This window comes from Pseudomonas sp. UYIF39 (genome assembly GCF_029963765.1).
GTDB lineage: Bacteria > Pseudomonadota > Gammaproteobacteria > Pseudomonadales > Pseudomonadaceae > Aquipseudomonas.
Genome location: NZ_JALBYU010000006.1, coordinates 91,894 through 106,746, shown reverse-complemented (window position 1 = coordinate 106,746; position 14,853 = coordinate 91,894). Strand labels below are relative to the sequence as shown.

10 protein-coding genes and 3 pseudogenes are annotated in these 14,853 nt (G+C 59.0%); 6 read left to right on the top strand and 7 right to left on the bottom strand.

Translation table 11 applies throughout. The features are described from left to right. Positions 1–160 precede the first annotated feature (160 nt). Both MO767_RS10225 and MO767_RS10220 read left to right on the top strand, forming a co-directional pair. Positions 161–2,272 carry an ATP-binding protein gene (locus MO767_RS10225; protein ID WP_282480371.1) on the top strand — a complete coding sequence of 704 codons (2,112 nt, stop codon included), beginning with the start codon at positions 161–163 and terminating at the stop codon, positions 2,270–2,272. A 48-nt stretch (positions 2,273–2,320) separates the two neighbouring features. Continuing rightward, on the top strand, positions 2,321–4,945 hold the full coding sequence (locus MO767_RS10220; protein WP_282480370.1) for an excinuclease ABC subunit UvrA: 2,625 nt from the start codon (positions 2,321–2,323) through the stop codon (positions 4,943–4,945). Positions 4,946–5,072: 127 nt separating this feature from the next. Here the strand turns inward: MO767_RS10220 and MO767_RS10215 are convergent. Continuing rightward, positions 5,073–6,176 (bottom strand): annotated as a pseudogene (locus MO767_RS10215) (response regulator); the annotation flags it as partial. Between the two features lies 1 nt (position 6,177). After that, positions 6,178–6,315, bottom strand: a pseudogene (locus MO767_RS10210) (RsbRD N-terminal domain-containing protein); the annotation flags it as partial. 353 nt (positions 6,316–6,668) lie between these two features. Here MO767_RS10210 and MO767_RS10205 point away from each other — a divergent pair. Then, positions 6,669–6,857, top strand: a complete 189-nt coding sequence (locus tag MO767_RS10205; protein ID WP_282480369.1) for a hypothetical protein — start codon at positions 6,669–6,671, stop codon at positions 6,855–6,857. A gap of 51 nt (positions 6,858–6,908) precedes the next feature. Here the strand turns inward: MO767_RS10205 and MO767_RS10200 are convergent, their stop codons facing one another. Next, complete coding sequence (locus tag MO767_RS10200) at positions 6,909–7,430, bottom strand: DUF4142 domain-containing protein (protein ID WP_282480368.1); 522 nt, start codon at positions 7,428–7,430, stop codon at positions 6,909–6,911. A gap of 217 nt (positions 7,431–7,647) precedes the next feature. On the opposite strand from MO767_RS10200, the gene MO767_RS10195 reads away from it, so the two are divergent. Beyond that, the gene (locus MO767_RS10195) at positions 7,648–7,890 is read left to right on the top strand and encodes a DUF465 domain-containing protein (RefSeq protein WP_282480367.1); all 243 of its coding nucleotides are present in this window, start codon (positions 7,648–7,650) and stop codon (positions 7,888–7,890) included. 110 nt (positions 7,891–8,000) lie between these two features. Continuing rightward, complete coding sequence (locus MO767_RS10190) at positions 8,001–8,240, top strand: hypothetical protein (RefSeq protein ID WP_282480366.1); 240 nt, start codon at positions 8,001–8,003, stop codon at positions 8,238–8,240. An 11-nt stretch (positions 8,241–8,251) separates the two neighbouring features. Here the strand turns inward: MO767_RS10190 and MO767_RS10185 are convergent, their stop codons facing one another. From MO767_RS10185 to MO767_RS10175, 3 genes and pseudogenes are all read right to left on the bottom strand, one after another. Then, a complete protein-coding gene (locus MO767_RS10185) occupies positions 8,252–9,343 on the bottom strand; it encodes an SMP-30/gluconolactonase/LRE family protein (protein WP_282480365.1) in 1,092 nt (363 codons plus the stop codon). Further along, positions 9,340–10,485 (bottom strand): SRPBCC family protein, encoded by a 1,146-nt coding sequence (locus tag MO767_RS10180; RefSeq protein ID WP_282480364.1) that lies wholly within the window; start codon positions 10,483–10,485, stop codon positions 9,340–9,342. Before MO767_RS10180 ends, MO767_RS10185 begins: the two co-directional genes overlap by 4 nt. A 106-nt stretch (positions 10,486–10,591) precedes the next feature. Then, positions 10,592–11,456 (bottom strand): annotated as a pseudogene (locus tag MO767_RS10175) (LysR family transcriptional regulator). Positions 11,457–11,880: 424 nt separating this feature from the next. On the opposite strand from MO767_RS10175, the gene MO767_RS10170 reads away from it, so the two are divergent. Continuing rightward, on the top strand, positions 11,881–12,852 hold the full coding sequence (locus tag MO767_RS10170; protein WP_282480362.1) for a zeta toxin family protein: 972 nt from the start codon (positions 11,881–11,883) through the stop codon (positions 12,850–12,852). A 125-nt stretch (positions 12,853–12,977) separates the two neighbouring features. Here the strand turns inward: MO767_RS10170 and MO767_RS10165 are convergent, their stop codons facing one another. After that, positions 12,978–14,825 (bottom strand): amidohydrolase, encoded by a 1,848-nt coding sequence (locus tag MO767_RS10165; protein ID WP_282480527.1) that lies wholly within the window; start codon positions 14,823–14,825, stop codon positions 12,978–12,980. Between the last annotated feature and the right edge of the window lie 28 nt (positions 14,826–14,853).

Sequence of the window (14,853 nt, the reverse complement as noted above, 5' to 3'; positions counted from 1 at the left end):
GGTCTTCCTCAGGCAAGTCCACAAAAATCTGCCGGTGAAGAATCAGCTAACCTCTATGAAACCATTGGCGACTGCGATGCTCGAAACAAACGGGCACGCACCGTCCTCATGCCGTTGCGATCCCTTAAGCCAGTCCTCTACAGGGATACAGAGTCAGTCGATGCAGTTTCTAAACGATAGCCATGGGTGTGCAGGCTGGAACGGTGAAATGGCCGGGCGCATCCGCGCGTTCGACTGGAGCCTGACCGAGCTTGGGAACATGGACACCTGGCCCAGAAGCCTGTGCAGTGTGGTGCAGTTGATGCTCGCGTCCCCGCTGCCGATGGTGATGCTGTGGGGACGACCCGGTTACATGATCTATAACGATGCGTACTCGAAGTTCGCCGGTGGCCGCCATCCTTACCTGTTGGGTTCCCCGGTGGAACTGGGCTGGCCGGAAGTCGCCGAGTTCAATCGGCATGTGGTCGACACCTGCCTGGCCGGCGGCACATTGTCCTATCGCAATAAAGAACTTGTGCTTTTGAGGGACGGCATACCCGAAGACGTCTGGCTGGACCTCTATTACAGCCCGGTGGCGGATGATGACGGGAGACCGGCCGGGGTCATGGCGATGGTGGTCGAGACCACCGAACATGTGATTTCCGAGCGCCGCCGTCAGGCCGCCGAAGATGCTTATCACGCCGACAACGAACGGGTGCGACTGGCGCTCAATGCCGGGGCTTTGCTCGGCTCGTTCGTCTGGGACATCAAGGGCAATGCGCTCTCCGGCGATGAGCGTTTCGCACGAACCTTTTCCTACCCTCCAGAGCAAAACCTGGCCGATCTGCCAACGGACATCGCCGAAGCACGGATCCATCCCGATGACCGCAGCTGGGTACAGGAGCAGATCAATCAATCAGTGGACACCGGCGAACCCTTTAACGCCGAGTATCGGGTCCTGCGTCCGGATGGCAGTTATCTGTGGGTGCAGGCGAGTGGTGGCTGCGAGTTCAATGAGCAGGGCGAACCGTTCCGTTTTCCCGGGGTGTTGATCGACATTCACGAACGCAAGACCGCCGAAGAATCCCTGCTCAAGTTCACCCGCAATCTGGAGCAACGCGTTGCCGACGAAGTCGAGGCGCGGCTGGCCGCTGAAGAACAACTGCGTCAATCGCAGAAACTCGAAGCCATCGGCGGCCTCACCGGCGGCGTGGCCCATGACTTCAACAACCTGTTGCAGGTGATCGCCGGCAACCTGCACTTGCTGGCGCGGCATGAGCCTGACAACGCCAACGTGCAACGCCGGGTCAGTGCGTCGATTGCCGCGGTCGAACGTGGCGCCAAGCTCTCTTCGCAATTACTCGCGTTCGCCCGTCGTCAGCCCCTGTCGCCTGCGGTCTGCGATCTGCGCCAGGTCTTCGAGGGACTCGGGGAATTGTTGCAGCGGGCGCTAGGGGAAACCATTCAGATCAATGTCAGCACGGCCGAAGCCCTTTGGCACATCTACGTGGACCGCAATCAACTGGAAAACGCCATCCTCAATCTGGCGATCAATGCCCGGGACGCCATGAACGGCGAGGGGACCATTGACCTGAGCGCCGAGCACATTGCCCTTGATAGCAAGTTTTGTGCAGGCAAGGGCATCGTTGCCGGCGACTATGTCTGCGTAGCGGTGGCTGACAAGGGTATCGGCATGTCGCCGCAGGTACTCGCACAGGCTTTCGAACCGTTTTTTACCACCAAGGCCGATGGCCAGGGCACGGGGCTGGGCCTGAGCATGGTGTTCGGTTTCGTCAAGCAAAGTGGTGGGCATATCGAGATTTCCAGCGTGGTCGGGCAGGGCACTCGGGTGCAGCTGTATTTCCCTCGCAGCTTGCGCCCGATGCTCAACGAAACGACACGTCATGACCCGCAACAGGGAGGTGGGCACGAAACCATTCTGGTGGTCGAGGACAACGAGGCGGTGCGCAGCTCAGCAGTGGAGTTGCTGAGCGAAGAAGGTTATCAAGTGCTGACGGCGGCCAACGGCGACGTCGCGATGCAGATGTTGCTGGAGGGCGCGGCGGTGGACCTGATTTTTACCGACGTGGTCATGCCCGGCCTGATCAAAAGCTCGGACCTGGCCGCCTGGGCCAAGGTGCAGATGCCGCCGGTGGCCGTGCTGTTCACCTCGGGCCACACCCGTGACATTATTTCGCGCAATCACCAACTCAGTCCCGACACGTACTTGCTGAGCAAACCCTATGGTCCCGAGGCGCTGACCCAAATGGTGCGCACCGTCCTCAACGGCTAACCCTCTACGCGCTGATCATTCCTTTGAACCTTCCAATCAAGGCTGCTCATGACTTCCAATCCTCCTTCCGGCATGGTCAGGGTGCGCGGCGCCCGGGAACACAATCTCAAAAACGTCGATGTCGACATCCCCCGGGATGCCCTGGTGGTGTTCACTGGTGTGTCCGGTTCGGGGAAATCGTCGCTGGCGTTCTCGACCCTCTACGCCGAAGCGCAACGCCGCTATTTCGAATCCGTGGCGCCTTATGCGCGGCGTCTGATCGATCAGGTCGGCGTGCCGGACGTCGACTCCATCGAAGGCTTGCCGCCCGCGGTGGCGCTCCAGCAACAACGTGGCACGCCGAGCACGCGCTCTTCGGTGGGCAGCGTGACGACGTTGTCGAGCCTGATCCGCATGCTGTACTCCCGGGCCGGCAGTTATCCGCCGGGGCAAGCGATGCTCTATGCGGAAGATTTTTCGCCCAACACGCCCCAGGGTGCGTGCCTCGAATGTCATGGGTTGGGGCGGGTGTATGAAGTCACAGAAGCGTTGATGGTGCCGGACCCGAGCCTGACCATTCGCCAGCGCGCGGTCGCCTCCTGGCCCACCGCCTGGCAGGGACAGAACCTGCGCGACATTCTTGTGACGATGGGCTACGACGTCGATAAACCCTGGCGCGATCTGCCGAAAAAACTGCGCGACTGGATTCTCTTCACCGAAGAAACACCCACGGTGCCGGTGTATGCCGGGCTCACCCCCGAAGAAACCAGAGTCGCGCTCCAACGCAACATGGAGCCGAGTTACCAGGGCACGTTCACCGGCGCCCGGCGCTACATCCTGCACACCTTCAGCCATTCCCAAAGCGCGCTGATGAAGAAGCGCGTCGCGCAATTCATGCTCGGCAGCCCGTGCCCGTTGTGCGATGGCAAACGGCTCAAGCGCGAGGCGTTGTCGGTGACCTTTGCCGGTTACGACATCGGCGAGTTGTCGCAGATGCCTTTGCTGCAAGTGGCCGAAGTCTTGAAACCAGTGGCCGCTCACAGCTACCTCGAACAGACCGAGGCGGCGGGTGAGGTATTGACGCACGACCAGACCCGCGAAGCCCGCGAGCAACGTGTGGCCCACGGTGCCAGTGGTCACGCCAACGCGCCGGATGTACGCCACACACCGAACCTGTCAGTGGAGAAACGCCTGGCCGCGCAGCGGATCGCACAGGATTTGCTGGAACGGGTCAGCACGTTGACCGATCTGGGGCTCGGTTACCTGGCGCTGGAACGCAGCACGCCGACGCTGTCGTCCGGTGAGTTGCAGCGTCTGCGTCTGGCGACGCAATTGGGCTCGCAGTTGTTCGGCGTGATTTACGTATTGGATGAGCCGTCGGCCGGTCTGCACCCGGCGGATGGCGAAGCGCTGTTCGAAGCGCTGCAACGCCTGAAAGCCGCCGGCAACACCTTGTTCGTGGTTGAGCATGACCTGGAAACCATGCGTCGCGCTGACTGGTTGATCGACGTAGGCCCGGCGGCCGGCGAGCATGGCGGCCAAGTCCTGTACAGCGGACCACCGCCAGGGTTGGCGCAGGTGACGAACTCGCAGACGCGCGCTTATCTGTTCGCCGAGCAGGTCACTCAGCCCCAAGCCGGCCGTAAGGCGAACGATTGGCTACGGCTGGAAGGCATCACTCGCAATAACCTGAACAACCTCAGCGTCGAGTTTCCGCTGGGCTGTTTTACCGCGGTGACCGGCGTCTCCGGCTCCGGTAAATCGAGCCTGGTCAGTCAGGCGCTGCTGGAACTGGTGGGCGCGCATCTCGGGCGCGCGGCAAGTGACAGCGAACCCGAAGCGTTGAGCCTTGAGGACGACGCACCGCAAGTCAGCGGCGGTCAGGTCACGGCGGGGCTGGAGTCGATCAAGCGTCTGGTGCAAGTCGATCAGAAACCCATCGGCCGCACGCCGCGCTCGAACCTGGCGACTTACACCGGGCTGTTCGACAACGTGCGCAAACTGTACGCCGCCACACCCGAGGCACAGGCCGAGGGTTACGACGCGGGCCAGTTTTCCTTCAACGTCGCCAAGGGCCGTTGCCCGACGTGCGAAGGTGAAGGCTTTGTCAGCGTCGAGTTGCTGTTCATGCCCAGCGTCTATGCACCGTGCTCGACCTGCCACGGCGCACGCTACAACCCCGAGACGCTGGCAATCATCTGGCAAGGGTTGAACATCGCCCAGGTGTTGCAACTGACGGTGGACGAGGCGGTCACGGTGTTTGCCGAGCAACCGGGTATTCGCCGCTCGCTGGAGGTGCTGCGCGATATCGGCCTGGGTTACCTGCGTCTCGGTCAGCCGGCGACCGAACTGTCAGGCGGCGAAGCCCAGCGGATCAAACTGGCCACCGAACTGCAACGCAACCAGCGCGGGGCCACGTTGTATGTGCTCGACGAGCCCACCACCGGTTTGCACCCAAGGGATGTCGATCGCTTGCTCGAGCAGTTGAATACGCTGGTGACGGCGGGGCATACGGTGATCGTCGTCGAACATGAAATGCGCGTGGTGGCGCAGAGTGACTGGGTGATCGACATCGGCCCGGGGGCGGGGGATCAGGGCGGGAAGATTGTTGTCAGTGGGACTCCGCAGAAAGTTGCCAAGAGCAAAAAGAGCCGGACGGCACCGTTTTTGGCGAGAACCCTCGGTACGGCTTGAGTTGGGTGGTGTTACAAACTGCGTCATCGCGAGCAAGCTCGCTCCCACATTTGATCGGTGTCATGCACAAAATTTGCGTACGCCAGCGATTCACTGTGGGAGCGAGCTTGCTCGCGATTTCGGTGTGTCAGGCGCTGTCCAGCGTGCGCCGCACCTTGTCCAGCAGTTCATTGATCTGGAACGGCTTGATCAGCATCTCCATGCCATCGCCGAGGAACACCTGACGGTTGATCGCGGTCTCGGCGTGACCGGTCATGAACAGGATCGGCAGTTTTTCGCGCCAGCCCCGTGCCACATCGGCCAGCTCGCGGCCGCTCATGCGCGGTAGTCCGACGTCCGTCAGCAGCAGGTCGATGGACTCATCGTTTTGCAGGCGCTCGAGGGCACCGTCGATGTCGCCTACCTGCGTGCAACGGTAACCGGCATCCACCAACACTTCGGCCACGAACATGCGCACCGACGGCATGTCCTCGACGATCAACACATGTTCGCCGGCACCCTGATGATCGACGGTGGCTGACTCGGCTTCGCCGGCCGTGGGGTCGGAGCTGGCGGGCAGCATGATGGTGACTTCGGTGCCGCACCGGGCGACGCTGCGGATGTGTGCATCGCCACCCGATTGCCGGGCGAAACCGTAGATCGTCGACAATCCCAGCCCGGTGCCCTGGCCCAGCGGCTTGGTGGTGAAAAACGGGTCGAACACCTTGTCGATCACACTGTGTTCGATACCGGTGCCGTCATCGCGCACCGACAACGCGACATACGCACCATCGGCCAGATTGGGATCGCCATGGGAATAGGCGGCATAGGTGCTGACCCAAATGTTGCCACCCTGGGGCAAGGCATCGCGAGCGTTGATCACCATGTTGAGCATCGCGCTTTCGAGCTGAATGGGGTCGACCAGGGCGATGGCGGCTTTAGAGGTCAATTCGAGTTTCAGCGCGATGTGCTCGCCGATGGTACGCACCAGCAATTCTTCAAGGGAGCGCACGTGTTCGTTGATGTCCACGGGCCGGGTATCGAGAGGCTGTTGGCGCGCGAAGGCGAGCAGGCGATGGGTCAGGGACGCGGCACTCATGGCCGAGTTCAAGGCGGCTTCGGCGTAAAACTGAACCTTGTCGGTGCGTGAGGCGGCAACCCTTTTCTGGATCAGTTCCAAGCTGGTGATGATGCCGGTCAGCAAGTTATTGAAGTCGTGGGCGATGCCCCCGGTCAGCTTGCCCAGTGCATCGTTCAAGGCCGGAGACGATCAGTTGCAGGAAATCCGACGTCTGTTGCCGTAAGTCCTGCTCTTTGAGGTTGCGCGCGGCACCGCTGGCTTCAAGGCTGTTGGTCCATTCGGCCAACAGTTGCGTCTGGTTTTTTGTCATCGCATCGAGTGTGCTGGTTTGCTATGCCGCCATGTGCCTTGACTCGCTGGAAGTGTTTGCCGGTTTCCCGAATATTGACCGGCGTAAAGTCAGTGACATTTGCCGAATGGGATAGTTGTTCGCTCCGGCAGGATTTTTCGATCCGGTGCACCTGGACTCGAGTAGGAGCTGCCGAAGGCTGCGATCTTTTGACTTTGATCTTCGACAATCCCCGAAACCGCCAAAAGATCGCAGCCTTCGGCAGCTCCTACAGGTCTGCGATCCATTCGATGGAACGTTGCTTGCCGGGCGGCTTCGAATCTTCAAGGCCCGACTGTTTCAGCCGCGCACGTGCAGTGATGAACGAGGTACTTATGAAAGATGACAGTGGTCTTGAGGAAAACGCGAAAACCGCCGAACCGGAAAGCGCAGACAAGGCGGTCGACCAGAAGCAACTCCACACCGATAACGACAATGAGTTCAGCCCGGGTTTCAAGCCGAACCCCGACCGGCCCAAACCCGGGGATGACACCGATGCCGACATCGACACCGATGGCGGCTAGTCAGGCATTGAAAATGGCCGCCTCAAACGGTGCGGCCTTTTTGTGGGAGGGTTATTTGCCCGGATGGGCCGCCTGGAGTTTTTTCGCCATATCCAGATGCTTCTCCAGCGCCGGCAGCATTTTTTGCGCGAACCCTTTCAGGTCCGTGGCGCCTTTGACTTTGTCGTCCGTCACGGTGTTGGCTTCCTTCTTGAACAGCGCAATGGTGTCTTCATGGGCCTTTACCTGATTGTTGGCGTAGGCCGCATCGAAAGATTCATCGCGCAAGTCGAGGATTTTCTCTTTCGCCTGTTTGACCAGCGTCGTGCTGTCCGGCACCTCGATGTCATTCTTTTTCGCCAGCGCCGCCAGTTCATCGTTAGCCTTGGAGTGATCGGTGATCATCATGTTGGCGAATGCCTTGATGTCCGCCGATGAACTTTTTTCCAGGGCCAATCGGCTCGTTTCGACTTCCGCGATACCGCCCGCGGCCGCGCTGTCGACGAAATCATTGGAAGTGGCGGCGAATGCCGTGCCCATGCTGGTGCTCAAGGCAACGGCCAACGTGAGGTGGCGCAGGGTAAATCCGTCCATTGGTTATTCTCCACACAGGTTTTCATGGGCGATCGAATGATCGTTAACGTGTGGAGGTCGACAAGCGGATAAAGGTTTTATTGCGTTTGAGGCAGGGCGACGAACGGGCACCGCTGGTCTGATAGGCGGTCGACAGAACCGGCTAACCGAGGCCATTCTGATAGTTGGTGAACGCCATTGATCGCGTTTGCCTCCGATCAACAAACGGAGGTGTTCCATGCCGGTGCCACACGACCTTTATCAGGATCTCAAACTTTCAAAGGAAGATATCCAGCAAAAACGCACCAAGGATCCGTTATTGGATTCACTGATCAACAAGTATTCGCAGGCGGACGCCGAGGTCGTAAAGGCCGAAACCGCCCAATCGGATGCGCCCAGCGATGACGCATTGAAGAAACTCAAGGAGAAGCGCGTGCAGGTTAAGCAAAAGATCGTTGATCGGCTCCAGACGCAGTCCTGACACGCCCTATGTGGTCACCGACGATCGGTGACTGGAAAATTGGAACGGCGATAAATACCGGCACCTCGAATGAATAGAGTCCGAATTTACGGCTCCATGCGAGGTGCCTCATGAATCCAAAATTCCCCAGCGAAGAGCAGGGTGGCTACGACCCCATCCCGACACATCCCGAACCCCTGAGTCCAGGACGCACCACCCTCAATCCCGAAGACGAGCCGGGCATCGACGAACTGCCAGACAATGAAGGCGCGCGCCCGCTGGACGAGGATGAAACCACCGCCATGGACCCGGAAAGGGTGCTTGAGGAAACGGATAATGCGGTGCGCGATGGTGAGGTGGATCTGCGTTGAGTCAGGCACGTTTACTGTTGCAATGCTTTGCTCAACGGCAATCGCACCATGTTTTTCGCCTTTAACGACCCGAAATACAACCAATCTCCATACTCGCGAACGGTAGTGATCGGCGAATAGTTGTCGCGGCTACCGTCCTGCAAGTTGGCGATCACTTTGCCGTCCAGGTCCAGGCCCAGCGCGAAGGCGCGTTTCTCCACCGGTTTCGGCAGGAAAGTCATGGCTCGCACGATCATCTTGCGCACGAAGGGATGCGGCGCGGTGGCATCGAGTAGTGCGTTGCGCGGTGCATAAAGCGCCACCCAGAAGCGGTCGCGACCATTGAACGCGAGGTTGTCCGGCAACCCTGGCAGGTTGTCGATGAATAGATCACGGGTGCCGGCTTTCGGCCCGCTCAACCAGTAACGACTGATGCGATAGGCGCCCGTTTCGTTGACCAACACAAAGGCATCGTCCGGTCCCAGCGTCACGCCGTTGGCGAATTCCAGCTTATCCAACAGGACCGCGGTCTTGCCGGTCTGGAAGTCATAACGCAGCAAGCGGCCATCGCCGCCGTGCTCGATGATCGCTTCGCCGTCACTGCCGTAGCCAAAGCGACTGGAGGCATCACTGAAATAGGCGTAGTGCCCGGATTTGTCGATCGCCACGTCGTCGGTGAAACCGAAGGGCACGCCGTTGGCCGCCGTGGTCAATGGAATCAATCGGCCCTGGGCATCCAGTGACAGCAAGCCCTTGACCCCGTCGGCAATCACCAGCAGACCGTTGGGATGACGGGCCAGGCCCAAGGGTCTGCCGCCTGTATCGGCCAGAACCTTGGTGACCTTGCCGTCGAGGCTGGTACGGATCAATCGGCCGTCATTCAAACCCGTGATGAGGACGTCTCCCTCCAGCAGCAACGCTTCCGGTCCATCGATATCAGCGGCACCGACGCGCTCCACGCCTTTGAGGCGCTGATTGTCGGCGTAGATGCCGCTGGTGAGGGAGGGCACCGGTGGCGGTGTCCAGGCCACCGGTTGAACCTTGGTCGGCATCAGCAGCAGAAAGGCGCCGATGGCGACGATCACCAGCAACAGCACATGGCGAAACTTGACGGTTCGACTCACGCGCTGACTCCTGCCGGGGCCAACTGTTTTTGCGCCATCTCGCGCAATGCCAACATCGAAGCTGCCGACTCACGATCGATGCGGCGCTTGAGCAGCAGTCGATTGGCAATGCGCATCGCCAGGCCGCTGAACTGGTACTCCAGAGTGCGCACAAAGCGTGTGCCTTGGCTCAGGGCCTCACACTCGTAAGTCACCACTAAAGACAACCCGTGATCGTCATGGGCCCAGGCACTCCAGCGACGTCCTGGCAGGTATTCGTTAACCTCCCAGTGCAAGTGTCCCTCACGCCCGCCCGCCTTGATATCTTCCTCAAACCGCCCCCCGGCATACAGCGGACCGCCCTGGCCATCGACCTTGAGCGACGAAGGATGCCACTCCGGCCAACGGGTCACGGTGCTGGCATAGGCGAGCACGTCAATCGGGTCTCCAGCAATGTCGATCTGATGCTGCATGCGGGTCATGGACGTTCTCGTCGGGTGCAGGTCGGTCGGCTCCGGTTCCCAATAGAGGGTGCCGAACAGGTAGTCCATCAGCGGGAAAACGATGTTGAAATTGCGTTCCTGCATCAGCTCACGACGGTGATGCAGTTCATGCAGGCGGCGCATCTGGCGGATCCACGGCAACCGTGTGACGGGGTTCTCCGGGGGCAAGTGTTCGCAGGCATGGAACACTTCATAGGTCAGGTAGCCGAGGATCAGGCAGCCGCCGAACAACCCGGCGACATTGGCATCGAACTGCTCAAGCAGCCACCAGACGGGCAGGGTGATGACGACCGTGTGCAACACGATCAGCCAGGCTGGAAACAGAATCACCCGCCAGTCCCGGGCACTGGCGTAAGTCATGTGACCGGGGGCGAAGAAGCTGTGATGGTCACCGGCATGGCGTGCGTAGAACATTCGCGCAAAGTTTTTTTTATGATGCCCCAAGTGCCGATGGACCATGTACACGCCGAAGTTGAAGAACAACAACGTCAACGGCATCGCCAGCCATTCCAGTGGCTGAACCTGGTGCACGGTGCTCCAGAATCCACCGATGGCCAGCCCCCCGAACAGCAGCACAAAAGCGCCGTGCAGCCATGGGTTGTAGAGCGGATGAATAGCGGCGCGGTAGCGGGCGCGGAAAGCTTCGGTGGTCTGCCTCACTGCAATCACCTGTAATTATTGTTATCTCCAGCAGATTAGACGATCCCGGCGTTTTGGCTGGCCCAACCTTGAGGACGCAACCGCCATGCTTCGGTGCAAACCGGACTCAGGTCAGCGGGTTCCAGCGTTGCGACCAGTCATCATCGGATCTGATCACTTCGCGCAGCAGGTCGAAGGCGCGTTGCAAGGTCGCGGAGTCGCGGTCGCGGGAGTAAACCAGATAAGTCGGGTAGCTGAATTCCGGGGGCTTTGGGCACTTGCTCCAGCACGCCGCTTTGCAGATAACTCTGGACCACCCGAGTGCGGAAGTAGCCGCTGCCGCCGTTTTTCAGAATGTACTGCAAGCCCAGTGGGCCGAGGTTGAAGCTCAGCGCGGCTTTGGCTTTTTCCGGCAGGGCCGCATCGTGCTGACGGCGGAAGTCCGGGCCCCAGTCAATGTACACGTAGGGATCGGGTCTTGCGGCCAGGCGGATGAGGACCAGTTTTTCTTCCAGCACCTGTTCGACTTGCAGGCGTGGCCAATACTCGGGCTGGTAGACCAGCGCCGCATCCAGAACCCCCAGTTCCAGTTGGCGCAGCAGGTTTTCACCGTCACGGATTTCCATGCGCAGGGCGTGGCTGGGAATCTTCTCGCGCAGCGCGCCAGCCCAGCTGAGCATCAGCGGGTTGCACAGACTGACCTCGCCACCGATGTGCAACACGTCGCGGTAACCCTCGGGCAACGGCAAGTCCCGTCGCGCCGCTTCCCAGGTTTCGACCAGTTGATTGGCATAGACCACGAAGGCTTCACCGTTCGGCGTCAGGCGCGCACCGGCGCGATTGCGCACGAACAGGGTGCAGCCCAGTTGACTCTCGAGTTTCTGCACGCGCGCGGTGATCGCGGTCTGGGTAACGTGGAGTTTTTCGGCGGCTGCAGCAAGGCTGCCGTGGCGGACGATTTCCAGAAAGGTGCGGGCGAGATCGATATCCATGGGGCGGCCGGTGTCGGAGGTGCAGGCATTGTAAGAGCAGGGGCTGGCAACGGATACCTCGCAGACCGGTCTTCGAGTTTGAAATGGCGTCATTGATTTATAAGAAACAGGGTGTTTCTGGAAGTGATTCTGACAAGTTGAGCATAGGGGTATTCGTTGATAGGTCGATGAAGTTTCGCTGAGCGCGATACTTAATGATGTGTGTTAGGTAGTCCATTGCTGCTTGCTCTGTAGGGGTTTTTCCGGAGTTGCGGTTGACGTTTTTCTGAAATGTTTTGCAAGATCTTCTTGGTTGTTCGATGTAACAAAATGGCTTTAGCTTGAGTTGTCTTTTGAGCGGCTTCGATGATTGTCAATAACGTTTGTTGTATCGAAATCCGGATTATTTAAAGGACTTATTTCAACTGAAAAGGAATTTCAGAAAGTGTCGAATAAATATGCTTATACGAAACAAGATGTAGAAAAAGTTTTCCATGAAATGGAAGAAGAGTTGTTCGCGTCCAGAACGCCAGGTGCAGACGACGAATCTGTGCCAAAGATGCTGGTGGTCGTTGGCGTGAAGGGAGCGGGTAAAACGCATTTGCTCAATGAGCTGCTCAAAACCTCCCGCTATTCAAATTACGTCCCGCTGTACGAGCCTGAATATCGCACCCGTCATCCGCACTACGACGAGATCGAGAAGCATGGCGTGGTGTATGCCTACAAGCAGACCGAAGCGTTTATCAGGGATCTGGGAGCGATGATCTTTGAGAAGTCCCTTGAAGACAAGTACAGCATCATCATGGAGACGGGCCTTGAAACCCGTGAGTTTGCCGGTTTTCAAACGGGTGAGCATGCTTGTCTCTATGAATATGAAGTTCATGTCATCGCGAGCAAAAAAGATTTTGCGCACGTGTCGACCATCGTGCGGGCACTGGACAGCGTGAAGGGGAACAAGCTGGAACGCTTCGTTTCGCTTCGGGACATAGACGCGGGCATGGCGAATGCCAAAGCGGTATTGACTGCCTTCGAAGAAGCCTGTTCCAGGGTGCAAGGTTCGGAAATTACGTTGTATGAACGTAACTTTGCTACAGATAAAAGAAGCAGGATGATTTGCCGCAGTCAGTGCGTAGAAGTCGGGGACTTGACGCCGCAGCCGATAAGCAACGGAAGTGTTTCAGTTCCGGTGGCCATGAATCAGGTGCGTATTGAATACAACTCCGGTGCTGTTCTGTTCGGGGTGTACAAGGCATTTTCCGATATTGCCGATGGGGCGATCTTTCACCGTTATGGTCGTGAAAAGATGGTGCTTGAATGTCACGCGGCTCTGGCGGGTACTCTTCAGCTGGATCGGAAGGATGCGGAGTCGGCAGTGAACCACCTTTATTCTTATATTCTTAAATACGCCATTCGCTAATACACAGGAATGCCGTCGTATAAAAATAAACGGTTCGTTTTGAACACCGTATTCGTTGATCATTGAACTGTCGAACGTGATTGCCGGAACTGCAAATGAGTTCCGGCTTTTTTTATGCGTTTTTTCTAAAAGGCGAAACACGAACAGCCAAATGCCCCCCAAAAACCTTGAAAGTCACTGACCGGCGCGGACGACAGTCTCGCTCTCTCGTGACTGTGCGCATGCACCGCGCAAGCCCCGACACATTGATGAACCTGAGCCGTCAGCGGCGCCAGGGGTTTCCAATGGCCTGGTACTTTGGCGACTGGCGACCACTCGGGCACCACCGGGACGGGAGGCGGCCCGAGTTTTTCAAACTCGACGCTGCCATAGACGATCTTGCCGTCGACGATGGTCAGTACCGATTCGATCCATTTGACCGCTTCATCCTCGATGTGGAAGTAGTCCGCCGACAGCGCAATCAGGTCCGCTAGTTGCCCGACCTTGATCTGGCCTTTTTTGCCTTGCTCAGAGGAAAACCAGGCGCTGCCGTGGGTGAAAAGTTCCAGCGCGGTATCGCGGCTCAAGCCTTGCGGGTACAGCGCCAGACCACCGACGGTGCGACCGCTGACCAGCCAATACAGCGAAGTCCAGGGGTTGTAGCTGGACACGCGCGTGGCATCGGTGCCAGCGCCGACTGGAATGCCTTCGGCCAGCATACGAGCGATGGGCGGCGTGGCTTCGGCAGCCTTGGCGCCGTAACGGTCGACGAAGTATTCGCCCTGGAATGCCATGCGGTCCTGGATCGCGATGCCGCCACCGAGGGCTTTGACCCGTTCGATGTTCTGCGGGGTGATGGTTTCGGCGTGGTCGAAAAACCACGGCAAACCGTCGAACGGAATGTCGCGATTGACCTTCTCGAATACGTCGAGCATGCGGCTGATGGATTCGTTGTACGTGGCGTGCAAACGGAACGGCCAGCGCTGCTCCACCAGATGGCGGACCACCGGTTCCAGTTCCTGCTCCATGGTTTGCGGCAGGTCGGGGCGGGGCTCGAGGAAGTCTTCGAAGTCGGCCGCCGAGAACACCAGCATTTCCCCGGCACCGTTGTGCCGTAGAAAGTCATCGCCCTGACCGTAGTGGGAGGTGCTGGTCCAGTTTTTGAAGTCGGTCAGTTCTTCCTTGGGTTTTTGCGTGAACAGGTTGTAGGCAATGCGCACCGTGAGCTGTTGGTCCTTGGCCAATTGCTGGATGACTTGATAGTCGTCCGGATAATTCTGATAACCGCCGCCGGCGTCGATGGCGCTGGTGACACCCAGGCGATTGAGTTCGCGCATGAATTGGCGGGTGGAGTTGACCTGGTATTCCAGCGGCAGTTTCGGCCCCTTGGCCAGGGTTGAGTAGAGAATCATCGCGTTGGGACGGGCGATCAGCATACCCGTCGGATCGCCATTGGCATCGCGCTGGATTTCGCCACCCGGTGGGTTCGGCGTGTCGCGGGTATAACCGACCACCTTCAACGCGGCGCGGTTGAGCAGGGCACGGTCGTAGAGGTGCAGGACGAACACCGGGGTGTCCGGCGCGGCCTTGTTCAATTCATCAATCGTCGGCAGGCGTTTTTCGGCGAACTGAAATTCGTTCCAGCCACCGACCACTCGCACCCATTGCGGCGTGGGTGTGCGGTCCGCCTGATCCTTGAGCATGCGCAGCGCGTCGACCAGTGAGGGGACGCCTTCCCAGCGCAATTCGAGGTTGTAGTTGAGGCCACCACGGATCAGGTGCAGGTGCGAGTCGTTGAGACCGGGAATCACCGTGCGACCGTGCAGGTCGATAATTTGTGTGCCGGGGCCTTGCAGGGCCATGGCCTGGGCATCGCTGCCGACCACCACGAAGCGTCCGTCCTTGATCGCGACGGCGCTGGCTTGAGGTTTTTTGCGGTCGACGGTGTGCAGGCGTCCGTTGTACAGGATGAGGTCGGCGAGGGTGTCGGGCATGGTTTTACTCCCTGCGATTAACGGGCTG